Raw genomic sequence first — 18,981 nt, forward strand, 5'->3', positions numbered from 1 at the left:
ACTTACTGGCTGTCCATTCCCTTCAATAATCCCACAACGGGAGCAACGCCAGATGAGGGAGGTCACTTATTTCCCTGTCCGTTCCACCAGTAACCTTCAAGACAGGTGTTACCAGATTGATATATCATAGGAATTCGTGATAATTGTTAAAAACAACACCAAATCGAGAAGCGTTGCTGGTGATCAGGGATTTCTTGATCTCAAACCCAGTTGAAACCCCTTGTGTACAAGCGGCGGGGATAAAAACAAGTTAGGGGCGTGATTCCCCTTGTCTACTAAATTTGTGACGAGGAATCATACACCTCAAAAGCTAGTTGACTAGATAAGGATTTTCTAGCAGTGTTTGGTGCTGAAAAAAAAACCTAGCTGGCTCCCCATCAGGCACTACATCAAGGCTTAAGTCTAATCAAAGTCAGCCTTGGAGTTTTGCTCCGGAGCGAACGGTACGATGTTTTCAATTATATGAAGACTTGATATCGTAGCTTGTTTCCTTCTTGCTTTAGCTGAGGGAGAGTTCAAGTTGGCAGTCGCCAGTTTTTCATCAAGGCTCTTAACTAACTGCTGCTTCCGGTTTTTTCCCATTTGCTCAATGGGTGATTCTGCTGTTTCTAGAACGTTTATCTATAGTTCTGTAAAGTACTCAACTGTAATACCCACTATTGGAGGAAAAACGATGATTCGAGAGTTCATGAACAGAAATTTTCGACACTTTAATGCAGCCGTGTGTGTTCAGGCGGCTGAAGGATGGGTGAAACACCTGGAATCTGGTAATAAAATGTTTCTGACTATGGCTGGTGCCATGAGTACAGCAGAGCTCGGTATCTCTCTGGCTGAAATGATTCGCCAAGACAAGGTACATGCCATTTGCTGTACCGGAGCCAATCTTGAAGAGGATATATTCAATCTGGTTGCCCACGCTAAATATAAGAGATTACCGGATTATCGTTCACTGAAACCAGAAGAGGAAAAGGCTCTTTTTGAGTCCGGTATGAATCGAGTTACTGATACCTGTATTCCTGAAGAAGAAGCGATGAGGAAAATTGAACGGCATCTGCTGAAACTGTGGAAAGCAGCTGATCAATCTGGCCAAAGCTTTTTCCCATACGAGTTCATTTATAAACTTATTGAAAGTCAAGAGCTTAAAGACTATTATGAAATTGATCCTCGTGACTCATGGGTGATGGCAGCATGGCAGAAACAAATTCCTATTTTTGTTCCTGGATGGGAGGATTCAACTCTGGGAAATTTCTTGGTTTCTGAAGTTATTAAAGGAAATATCAGTCGCTTGAATGTTGTGCGGAGCGGTCTTGAGCTGATGGTATTTCTTGTTAATTGGTATAAGGAAAATACCAGAGATTTTTCCATGGGATTCTTTCAAATTGGGGGTGGCATTGCTGGAGATTTTCCCATCTGCGTTGTGCCACTGATCCACCAGGATCTCAAGGAAGACTGTAAGTTGTGGAGTTACTTCGCCCAAATTAGCGATTGTACCACCTCATACGGTTCCTACAGTGGCGCACTACCTAGTGAAAAGATTAGTTGGGGCAAACTTGATACGGACACCCCTAGTTACGTGATTGAATCGGATGCATCAATTGTAGCTCCGCTGATTTTTAATTACGTCCTGGGTCAGTAAAATCATGTCCGGTTGAATACTTACACGCTTGTGCCCAATCGAAGCCATTTGGCAGAAGTAAAGGAATAAGGTTTAATCGGAGATGGTTTTTTATCACTAATTATCCGGACATGATATAAACCTAGAAGTGATTATTTAGGGTAGTTGCGTCAAAGCCTTTACCCCGCCTTCTTTCGTGAAGCGATCGCGTATGGGTTGGGTAGCGCTAATCCCGTTATATAGCACTAAGGTGGTTTGCAGTATAGAAATTTCCGTAGATAGGGCTATTGACCTAACACCTGCTGGAAATTTTCCCCATGGCAATTTCCTTATCCCCACTGCCCTAATAAATTGTATGATAATAGTTTTGGGAAATCTTTAGTAAAGATAGTACACAATATAGTACAGAGGAACTTATATGGCTCGATATAGAGGCCCGCGTCTGCGGGTGGTTCGCCGCCTGGGTGATTTGCCCGGCTTAAGTCGTAAAACACCCCGCCGTGCCTATCCCCCAGGTCAACATGGTCAAAACCGTAGGAAACGCTCAGAATATGCGATCCGTCTCGAAGAAAAGCAGAAACTCCGCTATAACTACGGAGTGACTGAAAAGCAGTTAATTCGCTATGTCCGTAAAGCTCGTCGAGCCACCGGTTCCACTGGACAAGCTTTGCTGCAACTGCTAGAAATGCGACTGGATAACACAGTCTTCCGCATGGGTATGGGAGGTACCATCCCAGCTGCTCGTCAGCTCGTGAATCACGGTCATGTTACTGTAAATGGTCAAGTAGTTAATATTGCTAGCTATCAGTGTCGCCCTGGGGATGTGATTGCGGTTAGAAACCGTGATCAATCCCGCCGTCTAGTAGAACGCAACTTGGAATTTCCTGGCTTAGCAAACCTTCCTAGCCATTTAGAGTTTGATAAGAACACCTTCACTGGGAAGGTGAATGGGATTATTGATCGGGAATGGGTAGCATTACAAATTAACGAGCTACTGGTGGTTGAGTACTACTCCAGGAAAGTCTAACCCGGGTTGAAAGTTAACAGGTTGAACGCGATCGCGTTCAACCTGACTAACCTGTAACCTAAAAAACTATCCGCCAATTTGTGACATCGTCCTTGTATATAAACCATCGGTACCAGAGTCTCTCTCCTTGAAATTGATTTCTGGTTTAATCATCAGCAACTGTCTGACCTGCTCTCTTAAGTCAGCGGTATCAACGCCGCTGCGTAGAGCAGTTTTTAAGTCAACTTGACCTTGTTCATTAAGTAGGCAGGGACGCAGCCAACCATCAGCAGATAGACGCATCCGATTGCAGCGATCGCAAAAACATTCTGACATCTGACTAATAAATCCCAGGGTGCCCTTGGCACCAGAAATCTGGAACACATCAGCTGGGCCATTACCCCGGACACTTGATTCTATCAAACCCCAGCGTTCACGAATCCGTTGCCGTAATTCTTCCGAAGGTACCCACGCCCGCTCACCAAATAGCTGGGAGTTCCCGATGGGCATAAACTCGATAAATCGAACGTGCCAGGAGCGGTCAATGGTTAGAGCAGCTAAATCCAGCACTTCCTGGTCATTAACTCCTGGAATTACCACCACATTCAGCTTTAACGGGTCAAATCCAACCTGATGGGCAGCTTTTATCCCTTCCCAAGTCTGTTCCCAGCGCGAACGTCCCCGATTGCCAATAATTTTGTGAAATGTCTCTCGATTGAGGGAGTCCAGACTAATATTAATCCGCCGTAAACCCGCCTGGTAGAGTTCCTTTGCCATACCAGCCAGTAAAAAGGCATTGGTAGTCATGGCTAAATCTTGTGTTTCGGGTAAAGATGCGATCGCTCTAACTAACTCCACTACACCTGGACGCAATAGGGGTTCACCTCCGGTGAGGCGAAACTTTCTAAATCCTACCGGGATAAACACCTCCTTGAGCAGAGTCAGCAGTTCTTGATCAGTGAGTAATTCTTGCCGTAGGATATAGTCAAGTTCTGCTCCTTGAGGCATACAGTACTGACAACGGAAGTTGCAGCGGTCAATCAAGCTAATCCGGAGATAGTCTACAGTATTCATAATTGCTGGGAGGATGGGGTTTCAAAGGGTTTTGGTAATAGGTTATACGTATTCCGGAATCTGTCTCTTAGCCCTTGTAGCTAATGCTATGCAGCATCTCTTCCCAAGAATCCAGTGATACTGCAACGGTTAGGGTGCATTCCTTTTCTTGCAAAGCCTATTATGTGACCCTCAAGGGATTGTCACAATTGCTTACTCATGGTGTCCTCCCGTACCTAAAATCGAGAAGAAACTACCAGTATCCTAGATTTAGGGGAAATGACCGACAAACCAGATTTTCTTCTATACGCACAACACGGATGGGCGGATAACTCTAAAGCGATGGCAAGCCTTGCCCAATCCTTAGCCACATCCCGCACTGCCATCATTACTCCCGATCTCGGTTGGTTCAAAACTTGGCTCTGGATAGAACCCCTAATCAACCAACTCGAACACATCGTCTTAGATACCATTGTCACTTATCCCCAAACACCAATCCGAATTATTGGTCATTCCATGGGTGGCTTAATTTGGCTAGAACTCCTCAGCCGTCACCGAGACTGGTGGTCACAAGTAGAATCCTTAGTGTTGATTGGTTCTCCTATTGGTGGTGCAGATCTAGCTAGAATTATAGACCCCTTTGGCATTGGTATTGGTATCGCAAAGGATTTAGGTATCAACCGCCGACAACTAGCAGAGTCCATTGGCGCAGTGATTCCCACATTAGTAATAGCTGGTGATAGTGATCATGGTAGCGACGGCACGATAACAATAGAGACAACCAAGTTTTCTCCTAGTCAATTCGTTTGTTTACCTAATCTGCGTCATGCTGCTCTCAAAAATCATCCGTTAGTCGCAGCAGAAATCCAGAAATTTTGGGCGAATCCAGTTATCACACAATCTCCTCCACCAGGAGACTTTATTACTAGCTTAATTCGACAATTACACTCAGTCCCAGGTATGACTGATGGTCATGGTCGAAATTTTAAGCGAGCCAAAACTTATATAACATTTAAAAATGGCATTTCCATTCGGACTTGGCAGAATCCTTTACTAATACACCATGTATTTGTAGCTAGCCCTGAAGGAGACTGTCTCTACAGTGGTTTTGTAGGTTGGATACATACTCAAGCCTTATATCAAACCCTTGGAAATATTATAGCAAAGGGAACAGGGAGCAGGGAGTAGGGAGTAGGGAGTAGGGAGTAGGGAGTAGGGAGTAGGGAGTAGGGAATAGGGCATCAAAAATTATCACAATTCCTACACGGATTAGTATTGTTAGTTTAAAATTGTTACTAAAAAAAATAATTAAAAAATTTATAATAAATCAATATTTACCTGGAATAATACCTTGCCGATAGTGAATGTAAGCAGAAACAAATTAATATCACACTGGATATTATAGGGATAAACAAATCTCAACAGACAGCAAATTAAATAGATTTTTGCCTCTTATTTATAAAAAAAAACTACCGCTAATGTAGATTTTATTAACATTACATAATAAGTAGGTTAAACACTATATAATACAAATAAAGTTAATCACTTATCAACTAGTTTGGGGATTTTTGGTAATTGGTAATCGGTAACTACAAATTACCAATTACCAATTACCAATTAGACAATGAAGAACTAAGCGATCGCAAATTTTACCTGGTTACATGACCACCTCCCTACCTAAATCTGGATATACCTTACCCGTATTCGCCTGTGCCTCAGCAATAGCCGCCCTCCATAAGTTACGCAACGACCAACCTGTGGAAACGGTGTCAGTGGACTTAATTAACCCTCCTGAAACCGTAGACATTCCCATTGAGCAAGTGGCTAGGATTCGAGAAGGGGTAGCGCTAGCTATCACTCACTCTAACCCTGGTGATAACCTTGACCTTACCCGTAATACCCCGATTTGGGCAGTCGTAGAATGGGGTTCCTCGGAGCAAACTGAATCGATACAGTTATTAGGGGGTGAAGGAATTGGACGACAAATCAATGCCGGAGGGAAACCAGCCATCTATGCTTACGCTAAGAAACTATTGCACCATAACTTGAGTTGTCTGCTAGTAGCGCCAGAGAAAATTCAGGTGACGATTATCTTGCCGGAAGGGCGGAAGTTGGCACAGCGTACTTCTAATTCTGCCTTTGGTGTAGTAGAAGGACTTTCCCTACTAGGAACTACTGGCATTTCCCAGCCTCTGAGTGCTCCTGGTCAATTAGCTGCTTACCAGGAGGAATTAAAAGCAAAAGCCAGCAAATTGCTAAAAGAGCAATCCTCCTCACATTCATCAACACTAGTGTTCTGTGTGGGAGAAAATGGCTTAGATTTGGCGCGAGGCTTGGGGATTAATCCCGAGCGGCTGGTAAAAACAGCTAATTGGCTTGGACCGTTGTTGGTAGCAGCTGGGTACTGCCAGGTGCCAGAAATTTTGTTATTTGGCTATCATGGTAAGTTAATTAAACTGGCAGGAGGAATTTTTCATACTCACCACCACCTAGCTGATGGACGACTGGAAATTATCACCGCTCACTGTGCGCAGTTAGGAGTACCAACCCCACTGATCAGGCAAGTATTTGGCAGTCAAACCACTGAAGCTGCTCTCAATTGTCTGCGTCAATGGGATCAGACTCAGGGCACTGATTGGGTCAATCAGGTTTATCATGCGATCGCATTAACCATTGACCAACGCTGCTTTGACTACATCCGCAAACACAGTGAGCACCATATCCAGGTAGGCTCTGTATTGTTCGATCGCGATCGCAAAATTATTGTTACCAGTCCCACAGGTTGCACATTAATTTCAAATTTGTGATAAATTTTTATAAATCTTAATACATTGGCGGGCGGATCTTGTAGCCGAACCCAATGTATGATAAATTAACTTGATTATCAGCTGAAACTTCGCATTTCAGGACATATAGACTGAAACCCTGAAAAATCTCATGACTAGAAGTCACGAGATTGTCAACAGACATACCACTGCCAGGCAGGTCTATGAAGTGCGTGTGGGAGTGGAAACTGACATAACCGTAAACAGATTGAGTTCTGTATCGTCGATGAGAGTCTACGACTCAGACTAACTGGTTAATGCCAGCGCTACCATCCACATCAAAGTGTTGGGGCGTTGAAGGATTAATTTACGGAAACCATCAGCTTTCAACCTATCTGTTCATAGCAATCAATTTATGCTGCCAAGAAGAACACCTAGGCAGCGACCTGTTCGTACATTCACACAACTAAACATGACGAACACAGCAGTAACCCTAAGGACCAACAAACTATCTTACCAGAAAGAGGCATTGGCTGTAGCCTCTCTAGCAGAGCAGTTGAATCGCCAGATGATTGTGATTCTGGACTTCGGCTCTCAATACTCGGAACTGATTGCTCGTCGCATTCGCGAGACTAACGTTTACTCCGAGGTGCTATCCTATCAGACCACAGCTGAACAGCTACAGCAGCTTCATCCCAAGGGCATCATTCTATCTGGAGGCCCCAATTCCGTCTATGACGATGGTGCTCCCCTATGTGACCCAGAAATTTGGAATCTAGGTATACCCGTGCTAGGGGTTTGCTATGGGATGCAGTTGATGGTGCAACAACTAGGTGGAACAGTTACCAGGGCAAAAAAAGCTGAGTATGGTAAAGCCGCCTTACTAATTGATCACCCCACTGACTTACTGAGCAATGTGCGAGACCACTCAACCATGTGGATGAGCCACGGGGATTCCTGTGTGACTTTGCCAGATGGGTTTGAAGTCCTTGCCCATACTCAGAATACCCCTTGTGCGACCATCGCTAACTATCAGAAAAAACTTTATGGCGTGCAATTCCATCCAGAAGTTGTGCATTCAACCGATGGTATTGCCCTAATCCGTAACTTTGTTTACAGCATCTGCGAGTGTGAACCCACTTGGACCACTGCTGCTTTTATCGAGGAAGCAATTCGAGAAGTGCGTGCCAAAGTTGGGGAAAAACGGGTTCTGCTGGCTCTGTCTGGTGGAGTAGATTCGTCTACCCTTGCTTTCTTACTCCATCGCGCCATTGGGGATAAACTAACTTGTATGTTTATTGACCAAGGCTTCATGCGCAAAGGCGAGCCAGAGCAGTTGGTGAAGCTATTTGAGGAAGAATTTTCTATTCAAGTAGAGTATGTAAACGCTCGCGATCGCTTTTTGGATCGCCTTGCTGGTGTCACTGACCCAGAAGAAAAGCGTCGCCGCATCGGTCACGAATTCATTCGCGTCTTTGAAGAAGAATCCCAACGTCTTGGTCCATTTGATTATTTAGCTCAGGGTACCCTATATCCGGATGTGATTGAATCAGCCCATACCAACGTTGATCCCAAAACCGGTGAGCGGGTAGCTGTGAAAATCAAGAGCCATCATAATGTCGGAGGCTTACCCAAAAACCTACGCTTCAAGCTGGTAGAACCATTACGCAAGCTATTTAAAGACGAAGTGCGCCAACTCGGTCGTGACCTCCGCTTGCCAGAAGCGATTGTGCGCCGACATCCCTTCCCCGGACCAGGATTGGCGATTCGCATCATTGGTGAAGTGACCCCAGAACGGTTGAATATTCTGCGGGATGCTGATTTTATCGTTCGAGATGAAATTCGCCGACAGGGGATGTATAACGACTTTTGGCAAGCCTTTGCCGTGTTGCTCCCAATACGCAGTGTGGGAGTAATGGGGGACAAGCGCACTTACGCTCATCCGATTGTATTGCGCTTTGTTTCCAGTGAAGATGGTATGACCGCTGACTGGTCACGAGTACCTTATGAGTTACTTGAAACTATTTCCAACCGGATTGTTAATGAAGTCAAGGGAGTTAATCGGGTAGTCTATGATATTACCTCCAAACCCCCTGGAACCATAGAGTGGGAATAGTTTCTTCAAAGCGTGATTAGTGATTAGTGATTAGTGATTAGTGATTAGCCATTCTTCATTGGTCAGATGACGTAAGCATTCAGCCGTCAGCCCTGAGCCATTCGCGTAGCGTGGCCATAGTCCAAGGCTCACGCTACTTGAGGTGCTTATTTTATTCAAAACCACCTCAAGTAGCGTGGCCACAGGCAAATGGCTGATACGCGACACGCTGATAGCTGATAGCTGATACCAAATCCGGTTATTATAGGTTACTTACCTAAATCCTCAAATCAAGTCTAGGCAAAGACTTTGATGGTTTTGAATATAGTCTTATTAAACCGGATTTGGTATGATAGCTGAATGCTTACCAGATGACTAATCACTAAACAATATAAAACCAAAGTTTCCAGTTTAGTGGAACTTCGGTTGATACACTATGGCAAAAGCAATAAGTAGTCGGACAAAATAAATCGCACTGTATTAAGTTTTGTAAAGGATTGATAAGTCTAACATTACGTGACCCGATGTCAATTTTCAAAAAGCAAGACCTAGAGCAGTTGAAAATCGTAAAAATCTTCAAAAAAACCGGCCATGAAACAAATTAAATCACTTCAATATAACCAGAATCAGACCGAAGCAAAATGACAGAATACTGAGCACATGAGAGTGATTAACTATCCAGTCATTTTCTTAAATCAAACCTCAAAAATTAATTAAATCTAAATCTTTTGACCGCCAATCCATTCCGATTTTGTCTCGTCTGAATACCTGCCATTACAGCGACTGCGCGCTTCGTATTCATCCTCAAACATTTGACCAGCTAATTCATCTTCTTTCAGTCGTTGCTACTCCTTCTCAATTCGATTGAGTTCAGGAGAATAACTAGGTAACAATAATATATAGCGCTACGCGCAAGTCAGAAGTTATAAGTCAGAAGTCAAAAGCAAGCTAGGACTAGGTTTCGGAGTTTAGGAATGTCCTAACAGTAGCGCGTAGTGCTATATAAAGTCCAAGACTCTCCCATTTATCATAATTAGATTTCGTTAATTTACTTGTATGAATAGAACCTTGGTCTTGAACAACAACAGTTATTTTTCCAGTTTTATTTAATCTTTATTCTGCTTGTACTGCTTGCCAATTCATTAATTTGATCTAACTTTCGCTCTCTTGGTGCGCGTTCACGCTTAGCTTTGAAAAAGCCCTGGGTCGCACCGCTTTTAAAACTTTTGAAAGCCAATCCATACTCAAAACTTTTTCCTCTTTATAATAGTCCACATATATTTAATCTTTTACCTTTTTTTTTACCCGGCTCGTAACTACTCAGAGCAAAAAGTAGAGCTTGTTGAGAAAGATGTAAATCACAAGCTCCATCAAGTTAATGGTATATGTATATTGCCAGCTGTTGCAGACAGCGACCAGCCAAAATTAGGGCTTGAAAAGATTGAGATAAATTACAAGCCCTTGAAGTATTAAGTAGATGGCAATCCAGGCGGATCGCGACCAGCATTAGACAACAGTTCACACAAACTGTTAATCGCCGACGAACCTTTTAACCGCTTAGTTTCTAAGAAGCTAAACATTTGAGCAACTAACGAGCGCGCCCCAATCACTTCTAGCTCCACCACTAACTTTGCGATGTACTACTACAGGACGCAACCCTCGCTCGGCATCATTGTTGTCCGGTTTAACTTCGTATGGGAGTTAAAAATGTCAGGGTAAACGCATCTAACTTAAGTAAGTTTTCAAAAATCTATATTTCTCAATTTTAACTAGTAACAATCAAGCGATTGGAGCTGACTAAAAATTTTTGACCGCGTCCTCCCTTAGTTCCCGAAATGTTAACTCATAAATTTGGGTGCATATTCGGCTTATTCTCTTGGATAAAACTTGACTAACAAGTCCCTAGTTATTTACTGGCAGATGCTAAAATTTTGACTAAATAGTTATTGTCCATAGCAGCACGAAGCGCGTTTCATCTTTAAACTTCCTTTAAAGCTGGCTTCTTGTTTCATTATATAGCAATCCTAAATGAATTGTGATAATTTTGTTCCCTGTTCCCTACTCCCTACTCACTACTCCCTGTTCCCTGTTCCCTGTTCCCTGTTCCCTTTGGTATATTTAAAGCTAAACGACTTAGTAAAGCCAAGTTTTCATGAGAATTATCCTTGCGAATACGACTACTCTCTTCAGAGAAGGTGACATCTAATATCCAATGTAAGCTGTTTTAAATCCCCCAATGACTGCGGATAGCTTTAGCAATTTTATCAGCATTATTTTCCAAACTACTTATGTAAAAACGAACTTCAGTGGTTGTTTTATTCCACAAAAGTCGCTCACTGTCTTGATGCAGTCGCGTTCAAACCATGAGCGGCTGCATCAAGACAGAGCCTTTCCTATATATTTTGAATTACTTCCCAAATTAGGGTAAGCGCAATATTAATGAACAGAAAACTGCCCTATCTTCAGTGATGCCACTTTTAAAAAATTATAAAGGTCTATTAGGGGATAGATAATTTTGCTCACTCAAGCTGGCGCAGCATCTCCAGTCGTTGGGTGTATATTTCTGCTTACGTCTTAAGAATAACGAATTTATCGAAGTGAAAAATTATCTTTGGATTCAATTAAATAATTTAGGCGTAACACCAGGATTATCTTTGTTTCTCCAAGGAGTTAAAGTGACAAAAACCCGTGGGTTTATAAGTTTTAATGTCCCTTGTAAGTGGCAACGTAAAATTAAGGGAATAGCCCCAAAAGAAGCCTGGTTTATTCTGACAAATCTTGAGAGCTTAGAGTTGGCGATTTCAGCTTATAAAAAAAGATTTGATTCGTTGGCGAAGCCTGGTGAGCGAAGCGAGGCATGGAAATGTTTAGAGATTTTAAGACAGGTGGTTATAATATAGAGGAGACTAAGGTTGAAGGTAAACGACTTATTTCTCTAGTTTTATTAATTGCGATAGCTTACACTTCCTCAACTATTCAAGGTCAGCATATTAAAGCGATGCAGCAAGGGAACAGGGGAGGCAGCGCGGTCTTGGGGGTCTCCCCCGGAGACGAAACCTGATTACGTTGAGCCTTTATGGTTGGTAGGCTATGCAGATGCATGGTTAAAACTTATTGATTAAGGCGAGCCTGTCTTACGGTAACTATCGTCAAAGGCGACGCTTGGCCGTAGGCCACGCCAAAGGCGAACGCGAACAAACCATGAGCGACTGCCGTGGTTTCCCCCGGAGACAAAACCTTAGATAGTGGAGCCTTTATAGTTAGCAGGTTATGCAGAAAAGGGTTAAATATTTTTTAATAAGGCGACCCTATCTTACGGTAAATTCAAACCATGAGCGACTGCATCAATACACCATTTTTCATTTGTCAGACACGCCAACGAGTTCTTAAAAATTAGTCATGAAGTCATTATCTCATATTTGGTGCTCAACTTAACCTGGGTTGTGTTTAGCACATTTTTGCTTATTTGTCAATCTAATTTAGATGCGTTTGCCCTGCAACTTATCCCAAGTTTACTTAAAATTAATACTTAAAATTAATAGGGCTCTCCTAGAGTGGCTATGATAAATTCTGATCAAATAAGCGCTATAGTGCTTGCCCAGTAATGCTTTGAGTGATTGAAAAATGCAATTTCAATAAAAATGTATTTTTATAGCGGTTTTTCCCCTAATGAGGTACACATATTTTTTTACCTTTTCCCTCTTCTGACTTCACTGCTCCGAAGTCCCTGCTCCCTGCTCCCTAAAACCCGAAAACTTGTACCTTACTAGCTTAAAAAACGCTATAGTTGATTGAATCCCTTGCTATTTAAGGGGTTAAGCTCATTTCAACTACTAATTTACTATAATCAGTCTAGGAGAGCCATTAATACTTAAAATTAATCAGTAGTAACTGCTTACCCTATTAATCATTAACTCCATCACCCGTCATCTCTTCAAAGGGTAATATCTTTTCTGGACGCGCAACTTAGTATGAGGATTAGGTATAGCAGGTGTTAGAAGTCTTAGCCGGATCATTTCTTAGTAACTTATTCAGCTGAAGTTGAGGCGTTGAAATAGGTGTTGCTGGCAGACCCAACAGACAATCTAGACTTTCTGGTGAGACTGTAACAAACTGTAAACCAGCTCTATAGTTTGCTAGGGAATTTCCTTTAGATTCTTTGCACCACATGACTTTAACTGTAGCATTCACTGTGTGATTTTGTGGCAAGAAAAACTGTATTTTGATAACTTGACCGACTGGAATAGCTTTTTCACTGTAAATGCTGCAACCTCCTCGACTAATATTAACGACTGGATGACGAGCTGAGAAGAGACCAGCCAATCGATAAGAAATGGAGGTCTGTTGGCGAGGTGATCTTCTTTTTTCTCGCATGCTGTTGGCATTAATCATACCCTTGACATTGGTTAAGTAAAACGTTTCCCTGTCTTGATGCAAAGCGCAAGTGGGGGTTTACCCCAAGACCGTAATGGTGCGTTTACAGTCGTCGAATTAAATTCGCCACGGGTCGCACCTCTGCATCGCTTTTTATTTGTCCATTGTCTCAACCCCAGGTTTACGCTATGGTTCATCTATCTGTTTGAATCTGTATGGTTTTTGTATGAGTTTAAGAAGACATGAGATAATCGTAAGCATTTAGCGATCAGCTCTGGTCTACTAAGCTTTTGAAGCAAGGAAAACTTAGGCATTTGGCTGAGGACCGTGAGTATATGATTATTCGTGGGACTTCCCTCAAGAACCTGATAGCTGATACGCGACACGCGCTATAGCTGAAGTCAGGAGGCTAGACACTGCTCAGCTGCATGACGCTGTTGTAATAATGGAGGACACAATCTATGGCTTATTTCTGGTTCAAGGCGTTTCACTTCATTGGTGTAGTGGTTTGGTTTGCCGGTCTGTTTTATCTGGTGCGTCTGTTTGTCTATCATGCAGAGGCTTCACAAGAGCCCGAACCTGCCCAAACCATTCTCAAAAATCAGTATGAGATTATGGAAAAACGTCTCTATCACATAATTACTACCCCAGGTATGGTGGTAACGGTAGCGATGGCAATTGGTTTACTGCTAACAGAACCAGAAGTGCTCAAGCAAGGTTGGTTACATATCAAGCTGGCTTTTGTAGCCCTTTTACTGGTCTATCATTTCTATTGCGGTAGGATTATGCGACGGCTGGCTGCCAATGAATGCAGTTGGACTGGTCAGCAGTTTCGTGCTCTCAATGAGGCACCTACTGTCTTGCTGATGGTAATTGTTTTACTGGCAGTGTTTAAGAACAGTTTGCCTACAGATATTACCTCTTGGTTAATTCTTGCGATGATTATAGTAATGGCTGCCTCAATTCAGCTGTATGCCAAAAAGCGGAAGCGGGACAAAGAGAAAAGCTTGGCTACCACGTCCCAAGCAGAGCCTCAGCTTTGATTATCAGCTTTGATTAATAGTCATTGGGGACCGATGTTAGTCCCCACAGCAAAGTATAATCCCAATAGGAAAGTATAATAAGGACTTAATGTTTTTCCCCTTGAAGTTAACCGTTTACCGTTGACTTGAACTGCATCGGCTGGGTAGAATGTCTCGTTTATTTTTACCGACTTAACTTATCAACCACGATTAACAAACAATCGATTACATCTTAGAGTTGCCTTATGTCTGCTATACCACTTAAATTAAATCTTAATGATGGTTCGGTGTCTTTTCCATTCACCGCCGATGCTGCCAAAAAATTGCAAAGTGAGCTTTACCAACTGATGCAGAGTCTGAAAGCTGCTGCTCAGGTATCTAGTGGTGGTAGACCCAAGCCTCAAAAACCGATGGAGTACCAATTTACTGGGGATGTCTTTCTTGAGATTTTCTGCAATCCCAATATCTATCCTTCTCCATTTGCGGCTATTGTCTTAATTACTCTCAGAGATGATCGCATCCGCTTGAGTACGGAAGCTGAACTGACTCGTGTGGTAGAAGATGTTAACCTGTATTTGGAACAAGTCAGCTGAAGGCTTGGGTGTCATTTCCAGCAACTGTTGTCGTGTCAGATCCTGCCTAATGTCTCTCAAGAAACTAAGGTCAGAGGCAACAGGCGGGTCAGAGGCAACAGGGGGAGATGGTTAAGATGGGGAAGAATTTGTTAACCGTTTCGGCTCTTCCATAGCAGATGCACTGCACGTCCGTGGGACGTTCTTAAGAAAAAATTTATGGGAAATCGTTAGTATAAATGAACTCCAACAATCTCCTGGAATTACTGCAAACTGGGTTTCGCGCCTCCTTGGGGGCAACAGCCTCTTTCGTTGAAACCCTGCAAGACCCTGACAAGCGTGAAGAAAGTCTGGCTCAGTTTCAGTCAGATTTCAATCAACAGATGACTGAGTGGGCGGAAAAAGGAGAGACTACTGAACTTGAAGCCCGACGTTTTATTGAGCAGATGTGGAATCAACCAGGTAATTCCGTGGATCCACCGACAACAGGTACCTCCAGTGATCCTACTGCACCATCATCTAACAATCCTGTTCAGTCCAATGCACAGGATGATATTGAGGAACTGACAACACAACTTGCTGATCTTCGTAAGGAGTTAGAGGAGTTGCGTAAATCAGACAGTAATAGTTAGATTTACGCGGAGCGTGAAAAAACTCAGGTCTGAGTGGGAGACTAGAGCGGGAGCCTAATAGGCAAGAAATCAAGCACGGGAAACAGAAACTCCGCTCAATCTCTGACATTTCTGTTCCCATCTAATAGATTTACCCACTCAGCGCTGAGATACCATCAACTCAAGGCTTTTTACTAAAAATGGCAGCTTTGTTACTCCCCAACACCATTCCCTGAAGTTTGCTGAGATCTACTCAACCGCTGACGGTTGCCCAACCAATCCGGTAAGTCACTATAGCCTTTATCGGTGGCATTGATGGGGTTTTGCTGGTTACCGACTTGATCGCACTTTTTTGTCTAAGGATCAGCTTCTATGCTGTGTCACTGAGGTCCCTTAGTCATTTTCCCATTGTTGAGAACCGATCAGGTCAGCAATGCGGTCTCTTAGCAGGAATTCGCACTGCTCTAGCTCACACTCCACACACAGCCATTCTCGAGCTGGAATATATTGGCAAAGAACGTAAATGGGCTGTTGACGACTGACAAATCCTTTATCCACCAAGCGACGTGCTTCGTCTTGGATCACATCGATTGAGTAACGGATAGAAGGGGTAGATGGCACTGTGTTAACACTCATGGATATCTTATCAGCTTGATCTAAAAAACGGGGATACGATTATATTAATCCAAATTTATTTACTGTGAACTAAAATTATTTCAGTATAAGAAGTTACCATTGACCAAGATTTGTTGATAAGGATCTTCAAATACCTTGGGCAAGTTGTCAAAGTCTAACCCATGCTCAGCTAAAATGCCTACTGGGTTATGACTGAGCCATTGGTCATTGGCTGTAGGAGCTACCTTTCTCTCAAGCCCCCTATCTCTATATCGACCACCTGGCTGCCAAACCCTTCTGATCAACCCAATCAGATAACATTGGTTTGGTAATCAGAATATGGGATATATTTTAGAGACTGTTTGTTAAATAAAGCTTAAATGGGTTGGATCGGGGGCGAGTACTTTAGCAGTGCGACCTTGGTCGGGTTTCCCGACAAGCGTGAACGCGCACCAACAGAAAAGCTTATCTTCTAACAGAGCTGTCCGCCGTAACCCACCCATATTCATTACTCTAGCTGTCTTAAGATTTACTTTATAAATAGTCTTTTATAAAGAGTCTCTCAATAATCAGGGAATAGGGGATAGGAGTAAAGCTGGAATTCTCGGTGTTTTTTGAGATTGGATTGGGTATTTTGTCAACTCCTATTAATTGACCAGAGCTATATGGTTATGTTATATTTCCGTCTTTTTTAAAAAAAATCTTTACTATCGGTATTGCAGTAGTTCATATCCATCTTGTCCTCTGATCAAGCTGTAGAGGGGCAAATTGGCAAAAATTAGCTTAAAACTCCATAAAAATTAAATAAATCTCACAAAAGTATCTATTGTTGAGCTTTCGGGTAACAATGCTTCAAGAGCGATCGCTTGAGCTGCTGGCATCTGCCCGTAAGAAAATACATATGGTGTTTCCGGTGGCAACTCGGGCAGGAACTGCTCTAACACATAAGGACTACCGTAAATCACCAGAGCTTGTAAATTCCCAGTTTTTAACAACATCTTAAACCATGCCCTAGCTACTGCTGTCAATCCAGCACTACCCCGAAACGGGTTACCTCGGATAAATAGCTGTAGCAGAGTAGATTTAGCACCAACAAAATTATCTACTACTTCCGAAGGTAGGGTAGTGTGACTATCAACCAGTTGGAGTTTGTAACCCAGCCTTCTTGGTAAAGCGACTGCTGGTGTGTGCTGTCCCAAAAAGTTACAAGCTAAGAGATCATCGACCAAAATTAGATTACGTAACGGTTGATTACTGCTGCTTGGTATTGATGCTGAAGCTAGAAAACCTCTAGTTATCTGGGAAGCCTGGAGAATATCGGCTACAGTCGTTAGGGTGGTTGGTTGAGCTAGTTGCGAGAGCCAATTGGGGTTGGGTTGAAATGTTATCGGTTGTTGAGCTGGATCATCGTCTAAGCCCGACTCCAGGACAGGTTGTGAGGGTGGGTTTTGTAGAGATGGTATTTGTTGTGCAGCGGAGTGTTCGTCTAAACCCTCTCTTTGACAGTGATAGCCCACTTTACGTTTTGCACGACTGATGCGCTCTACTGATGCCTGAATCCGCTCCCGTGAGATCCGTCCTTGTTCGACTGCTTGACAGACTGCCTCAATTGCTGTCTCGGGATTAACGGGCATCAAGAGAATATCAGCACCGGCTTCTACAGCCATGACTGTGGCTTCATCGGCACCATAGCGATTAGCAATTGCCCCCATCACTAGAGCATCGGTCACAATCAATCCTTCAAATCCCAAGTCTGTGCGCAACAGTTGAGTCAAAATTCGCTCAGAGAGGGTGGCTGGGTGTTGGTCATCCCAAGCTGTAATTAGGAGGTGAGCGGTCATGATGGCATCTACCCCAGCAGCGATCGCATTGGTAAAGGGAGGCAATTCGACGGTAGCTAGTCGGGGGGGTGAGTGGGGCAAGACTGGTAAATCCAGATGGGAATCTGTCGCGGTATCCCCATGACCGGGAAAATGCTTGGCAGTTGTTAAGACTGGATAGGGTCGGGTTCCTTGGATAAAGGCAGAAGCCAATTGGCTAACGATTTGAGGGTTATCACCAAAGGACCGGACATTGATCACAGGATTTTTGGAATTGTTGTTGACATCAACAACTGGTGCCAGGATCCAGTTAATCCCAATGGCCAACGCTTCAGTAGCGGTGATTTCTCCCATGGTACGGACATACTGCAAAGCTGGCTCAGGATCGTTTTGGGCAATCGCTCCCAGTGCCATCGGTGGGGGAAACCAGGTGGCACCGGCAAACCTTTGACCCACACCTTCTTCAATATCAGCAGCGATCAGTAAGGGAATTTTTGCCCACTCTTGGAGTTGTTTCGACCTGAGGGCGAGTTCCACAGCACTCCCGCCTAGTAAAATAACACCCCCAATACCTAACTCTTGCAACCAACGCTGCAATTGTTCAGCTGGGGGTTCCCAAATCGGATACTGAATTTGGTGATCAAATAGGTAGCCGGATGCTCGAACCACTACCATTTGCGCTACCTGTTCTGCTAGGGAAAGGTTTTTTAGATCAGGCAGTGACTTTGGGAGAGAATTCAAGCTTGTGCTCCAGAAATATCGTCTTCGAGTTGCTTGCTCTGGCGTTCTTGAGAAAGCTGATTCAGTAAGTTCAGCATCTGATCGCCTCCTTCGAGACCACGGTCTTCAATAAACATGACCTCTGGTGTGCGGCGCAGGCGAATCCGCCGACCTAGTTCTCGGCGGACATAACCTGTAGCTGATTTTAATCCAGCCATTGTTTTAGATCTTGCCTCATCAGTTCCATAGATGCTGACATAGATCTTAGCGTGCTGCAAGTCACCAGAGACATCAACGTTGGTAATGCTAACCATTCCACTACCGACCCGGTCATCTTTGATATCGTTAAGCAACATTTGACTAACCTCCTGCTGAATTAAGGAGGAAACCCGAAAAACACGGCGATTTGTAGTCATGACGTTCCCTTTGTTAAAGTATGGGCATCATCGAAAGCTGCGCGCACCCAGTCTAAACCTAGTCTAAACCTAGTCTAAACCGGACTGAAGCCGAGCATCCCACGTAGGGTGAAAACCATGAATAGAGAAACTCCTACGGCTATGCCAATTAATGCGATCGCAGTTAGGGGGCGGTTCAGTAGTGGTTTTACCAGCAAAAACACGGAATAGAATATCCCTAGAGTAATACTGATTAGATAGCGTGGGTAACGAGATACATTTTTAAAAAAGTCTTCCATTATCCTATAAACTCTTATA

The 18,981-nt window shown here is 43.4% G+C and carries 19 protein-coding genes and 2 pseudogenes; 12 read left to right on the forward strand and 9 right to left on the reverse strand.

What is annotated here, in order from left to right:
- Window positions 1-673 precede the first annotated feature (673 nt).
- Window positions 674-1,636, forward strand: a complete 963-nt coding sequence (locus F6K57_RS06600) for a deoxyhypusine synthase family protein (RefSeq protein WP_293065946.1) — start codon at window positions 674-676, stop codon at window positions 1,634-1,636.
- 135 nt (window positions 1,637-1,771) lie between these two features.
- Here the strand turns inward: F6K57_RS06600 and F6K57_RS06605 are convergent, their stop codons facing one another.
- On the reverse strand, window positions 1,772-1,954 hold the full coding sequence (locus F6K57_RS06605) for a hypothetical protein (protein WP_293017902.1): 183 nt from the start codon (window positions 1,952-1,954) through the stop codon (window positions 1,772-1,774).
- A 79-nt stretch (window positions 1,955-2,033) separates the two neighbouring features.
- On the opposite strand from F6K57_RS06605, the gene rpsD reads away from it, so the two are divergent.
- Window positions 2,034-2,642, forward strand: a complete 609-nt coding sequence (gene rpsD / locus F6K57_RS06610; protein WP_293017903.1) for a 30S ribosomal protein S4 — start codon at window positions 2,034-2,036, stop codon at window positions 2,640-2,642.
- A gap of 66 nt (window positions 2,643-2,708) precedes the next feature.
- Here the strand turns inward: rpsD and moaA are convergent, their stop codons facing one another.
- Window positions 2,709-3,695, reverse strand: a complete 987-nt coding sequence (moaA, locus tag F6K57_RS06615; RefSeq protein WP_293065949.1) for a GTP 3',8-cyclase MoaA — start codon at window positions 3,693-3,695, stop codon at window positions 2,709-2,711.
- A 258-nt stretch (window positions 3,696-3,953) separates the two neighbouring features.
- Between moaA and F6K57_RS06620 the strand changes: the two genes are divergently transcribed.
- From F6K57_RS06620 to guaA, 4 genes are all read left to right on the forward strand, one after another.
- The gene (locus tag F6K57_RS06620) at window positions 3,954-4,862 is read left to right on the forward strand and encodes an alpha/beta hydrolase (protein WP_293017905.1); all 909 of its coding nucleotides are present in this window, start codon (window positions 3,954-3,956) and stop codon (window positions 4,860-4,862) included.
- 473 nt (window positions 4,863-5,335) lie between these two features.
- Window positions 5,336-6,481 (forward strand): cobalt-precorrin-5B (C(1))-methyltransferase CbiD, encoded by a 1,146-nt coding sequence (gene cbiD / locus F6K57_RS06625; RefSeq protein WP_293065952.1) that lies wholly within the window; start codon window positions 5,336-5,338, stop codon window positions 6,479-6,481.
- Window positions 6,482-6,611: 130 nt separating this feature from the next.
- Entirely contained in the window at window positions 6,612-6,749 is a 138-nt protein-coding gene (locus F6K57_RS06630) for a hypothetical protein (protein WP_293017907.1), read from the forward strand.
- 162 nt (window positions 6,750-6,911) lie between these two features.
- Complete coding sequence (gene guaA / locus F6K57_RS06635; RefSeq protein ID WP_364301620.1) at window positions 6,912-8,555, forward strand: glutamine-hydrolyzing GMP synthase; 1,644 nt, start codon at window positions 6,912-6,914, stop codon at window positions 8,553-8,555.
- Between the two features lie 30 nt (window positions 8,556-8,585).
- Here guaA and F6K57_RS06640 read toward each other — a convergent pair whose 3' ends face one another.
- Both F6K57_RS06640 and F6K57_RS06645 read right to left on the reverse strand, forming a co-directional pair.
- Window positions 8,586-8,762: a hypothetical protein gene (locus F6K57_RS06640; RefSeq protein ID WP_293040708.1), complete on the reverse strand. Its 177-nt coding sequence runs from the start codon at window positions 8,760-8,762 to the stop codon at window positions 8,586-8,588.
- A gap of 1,241 nt (window positions 8,763-10,003) precedes the next feature.
- A pseudogene (locus tag F6K57_RS06645) lies at window positions 10,004-10,226 on the reverse strand (transposase); the annotation flags it as partial.
- Between the two features lie 336 nt (window positions 10,227-10,562).
- On the opposite strand from F6K57_RS06645, the gene F6K57_RS06650 reads away from it, so the two are divergent.
- The 3 genes and pseudogenes from F6K57_RS06650 (at window position 10,563) to F6K57_RS06660 (ending at window position 11,780) form a co-directional block, all read left to right on the forward strand.
- Window positions 10,563-10,733 carry a hypothetical protein gene (locus F6K57_RS06650; RefSeq protein ID WP_293017909.1) on the forward strand — a complete coding sequence of 57 codons (171 nt, stop codon included), beginning with the start codon at window positions 10,563-10,565 and terminating at the stop codon, window positions 10,731-10,733.
- A 184-nt stretch (window positions 10,734-10,917) separates the two neighbouring features.
- Window positions 10,918-11,529, forward strand: a pseudogene (locus F6K57_RS06655) (IS4 family transposase); the annotation flags it as partial.
- A 119-nt stretch (window positions 11,530-11,648) separates the two neighbouring features.
- Complete coding sequence (locus tag F6K57_RS06660; RefSeq protein WP_293065957.1) at window positions 11,649-11,780, forward strand: hypothetical protein; 132 nt, start codon at window positions 11,649-11,651, stop codon at window positions 11,778-11,780.
- Window positions 11,781-12,512: 732 nt separating this feature from the next.
- Here the strand turns inward: F6K57_RS06660 and F6K57_RS06665 are convergent.
- Window positions 12,513-12,971, reverse strand: coding sequence for a PilZ domain-containing protein (locus tag F6K57_RS06665; protein ID WP_293065960.1), 459 nt, complete (start codon window positions 12,969-12,971; stop codon window positions 12,513-12,515).
- Window positions 12,972-13,369: 398 nt separating this feature from the next.
- On the opposite strand from F6K57_RS06665, the gene hemJ reads away from it, so the two are divergent.
- From hemJ to F6K57_RS06680, 3 genes are all read left to right on the forward strand, one after another.
- On the forward strand, window positions 13,370-13,951 hold the full coding sequence (gene hemJ, locus F6K57_RS06670; RefSeq protein ID WP_293017911.1) for a protoporphyrinogen oxidase HemJ: 582 nt from the start codon (window positions 13,370-13,372) through the stop codon (window positions 13,949-13,951).
- Window positions 13,952-14,175: 224 nt separating this feature from the next.
- Window positions 14,176-14,523, forward strand: a complete 348-nt coding sequence (locus F6K57_RS06675) for a hypothetical protein (RefSeq protein ID WP_293017912.1) — start codon at window positions 14,176-14,178, stop codon at window positions 14,521-14,523.
- A 218-nt stretch (window positions 14,524-14,741) separates the two neighbouring features.
- Window positions 14,742-15,134, forward strand: coding sequence for a hypothetical protein (locus F6K57_RS06680; protein WP_075903958.1), 393 nt, complete (start codon window positions 14,742-14,744; stop codon window positions 15,132-15,134).
- Window positions 15,135-15,506: 372 nt separating this feature from the next.
- Here F6K57_RS06680 and F6K57_RS06685 read toward each other — a convergent pair whose 3' ends face one another.
- The 4 genes from F6K57_RS06685 to F6K57_RS06700 all read right to left on the reverse strand — a co-directional run bounded on the left by F6K57_RS06685 (window position 15,507) and on the right by F6K57_RS06700 (window position 18,962).
- A complete protein-coding gene (locus tag F6K57_RS06685; RefSeq protein ID WP_070395448.1) occupies window positions 15,507-15,749 on the reverse strand; it encodes a DUF4327 family protein in 243 nt (80 codons plus the stop codon).
- Window positions 15,750-16,528: 779 nt separating this feature from the next.
- The gene (locus F6K57_RS06690; RefSeq protein ID WP_293065966.1) at window positions 16,529-18,289 is read right to left on the reverse strand and encodes a glycoside hydrolase family 3 N-terminal domain-containing protein; all 1,761 of its coding nucleotides are present in this window, start codon (window positions 18,287-18,289) and stop codon (window positions 16,529-16,531) included.
- Entirely contained in the window at window positions 18,286-18,684 is a 399-nt protein-coding gene (gene rbfA, locus F6K57_RS06695; RefSeq protein ID WP_008179934.1) for a 30S ribosome-binding factor RbfA, read from the reverse strand. The genes F6K57_RS06690 and rbfA overlap by 4 nt, the downstream gene beginning before the upstream one ends.
- Before the next feature lie 74 nt (window positions 18,685-18,758).
- Window positions 18,759-18,962 carry a DUF751 family protein gene (locus F6K57_RS06700; protein ID WP_075903966.1) on the reverse strand — a complete coding sequence of 68 codons (204 nt, stop codon included), beginning with the start codon at window positions 18,960-18,962 and terminating at the stop codon, window positions 18,759-18,761.
- Window positions 18,963-18,981 lie beyond the last annotated feature (19 nt).

Source organism: Moorena sp. SIO4A5, from assembly GCF_010672005.1.
Lineage (GTDB): Bacteria > Cyanobacteriota > Cyanobacteriia > Cyanobacteriales > Coleofasciculaceae > Moorena.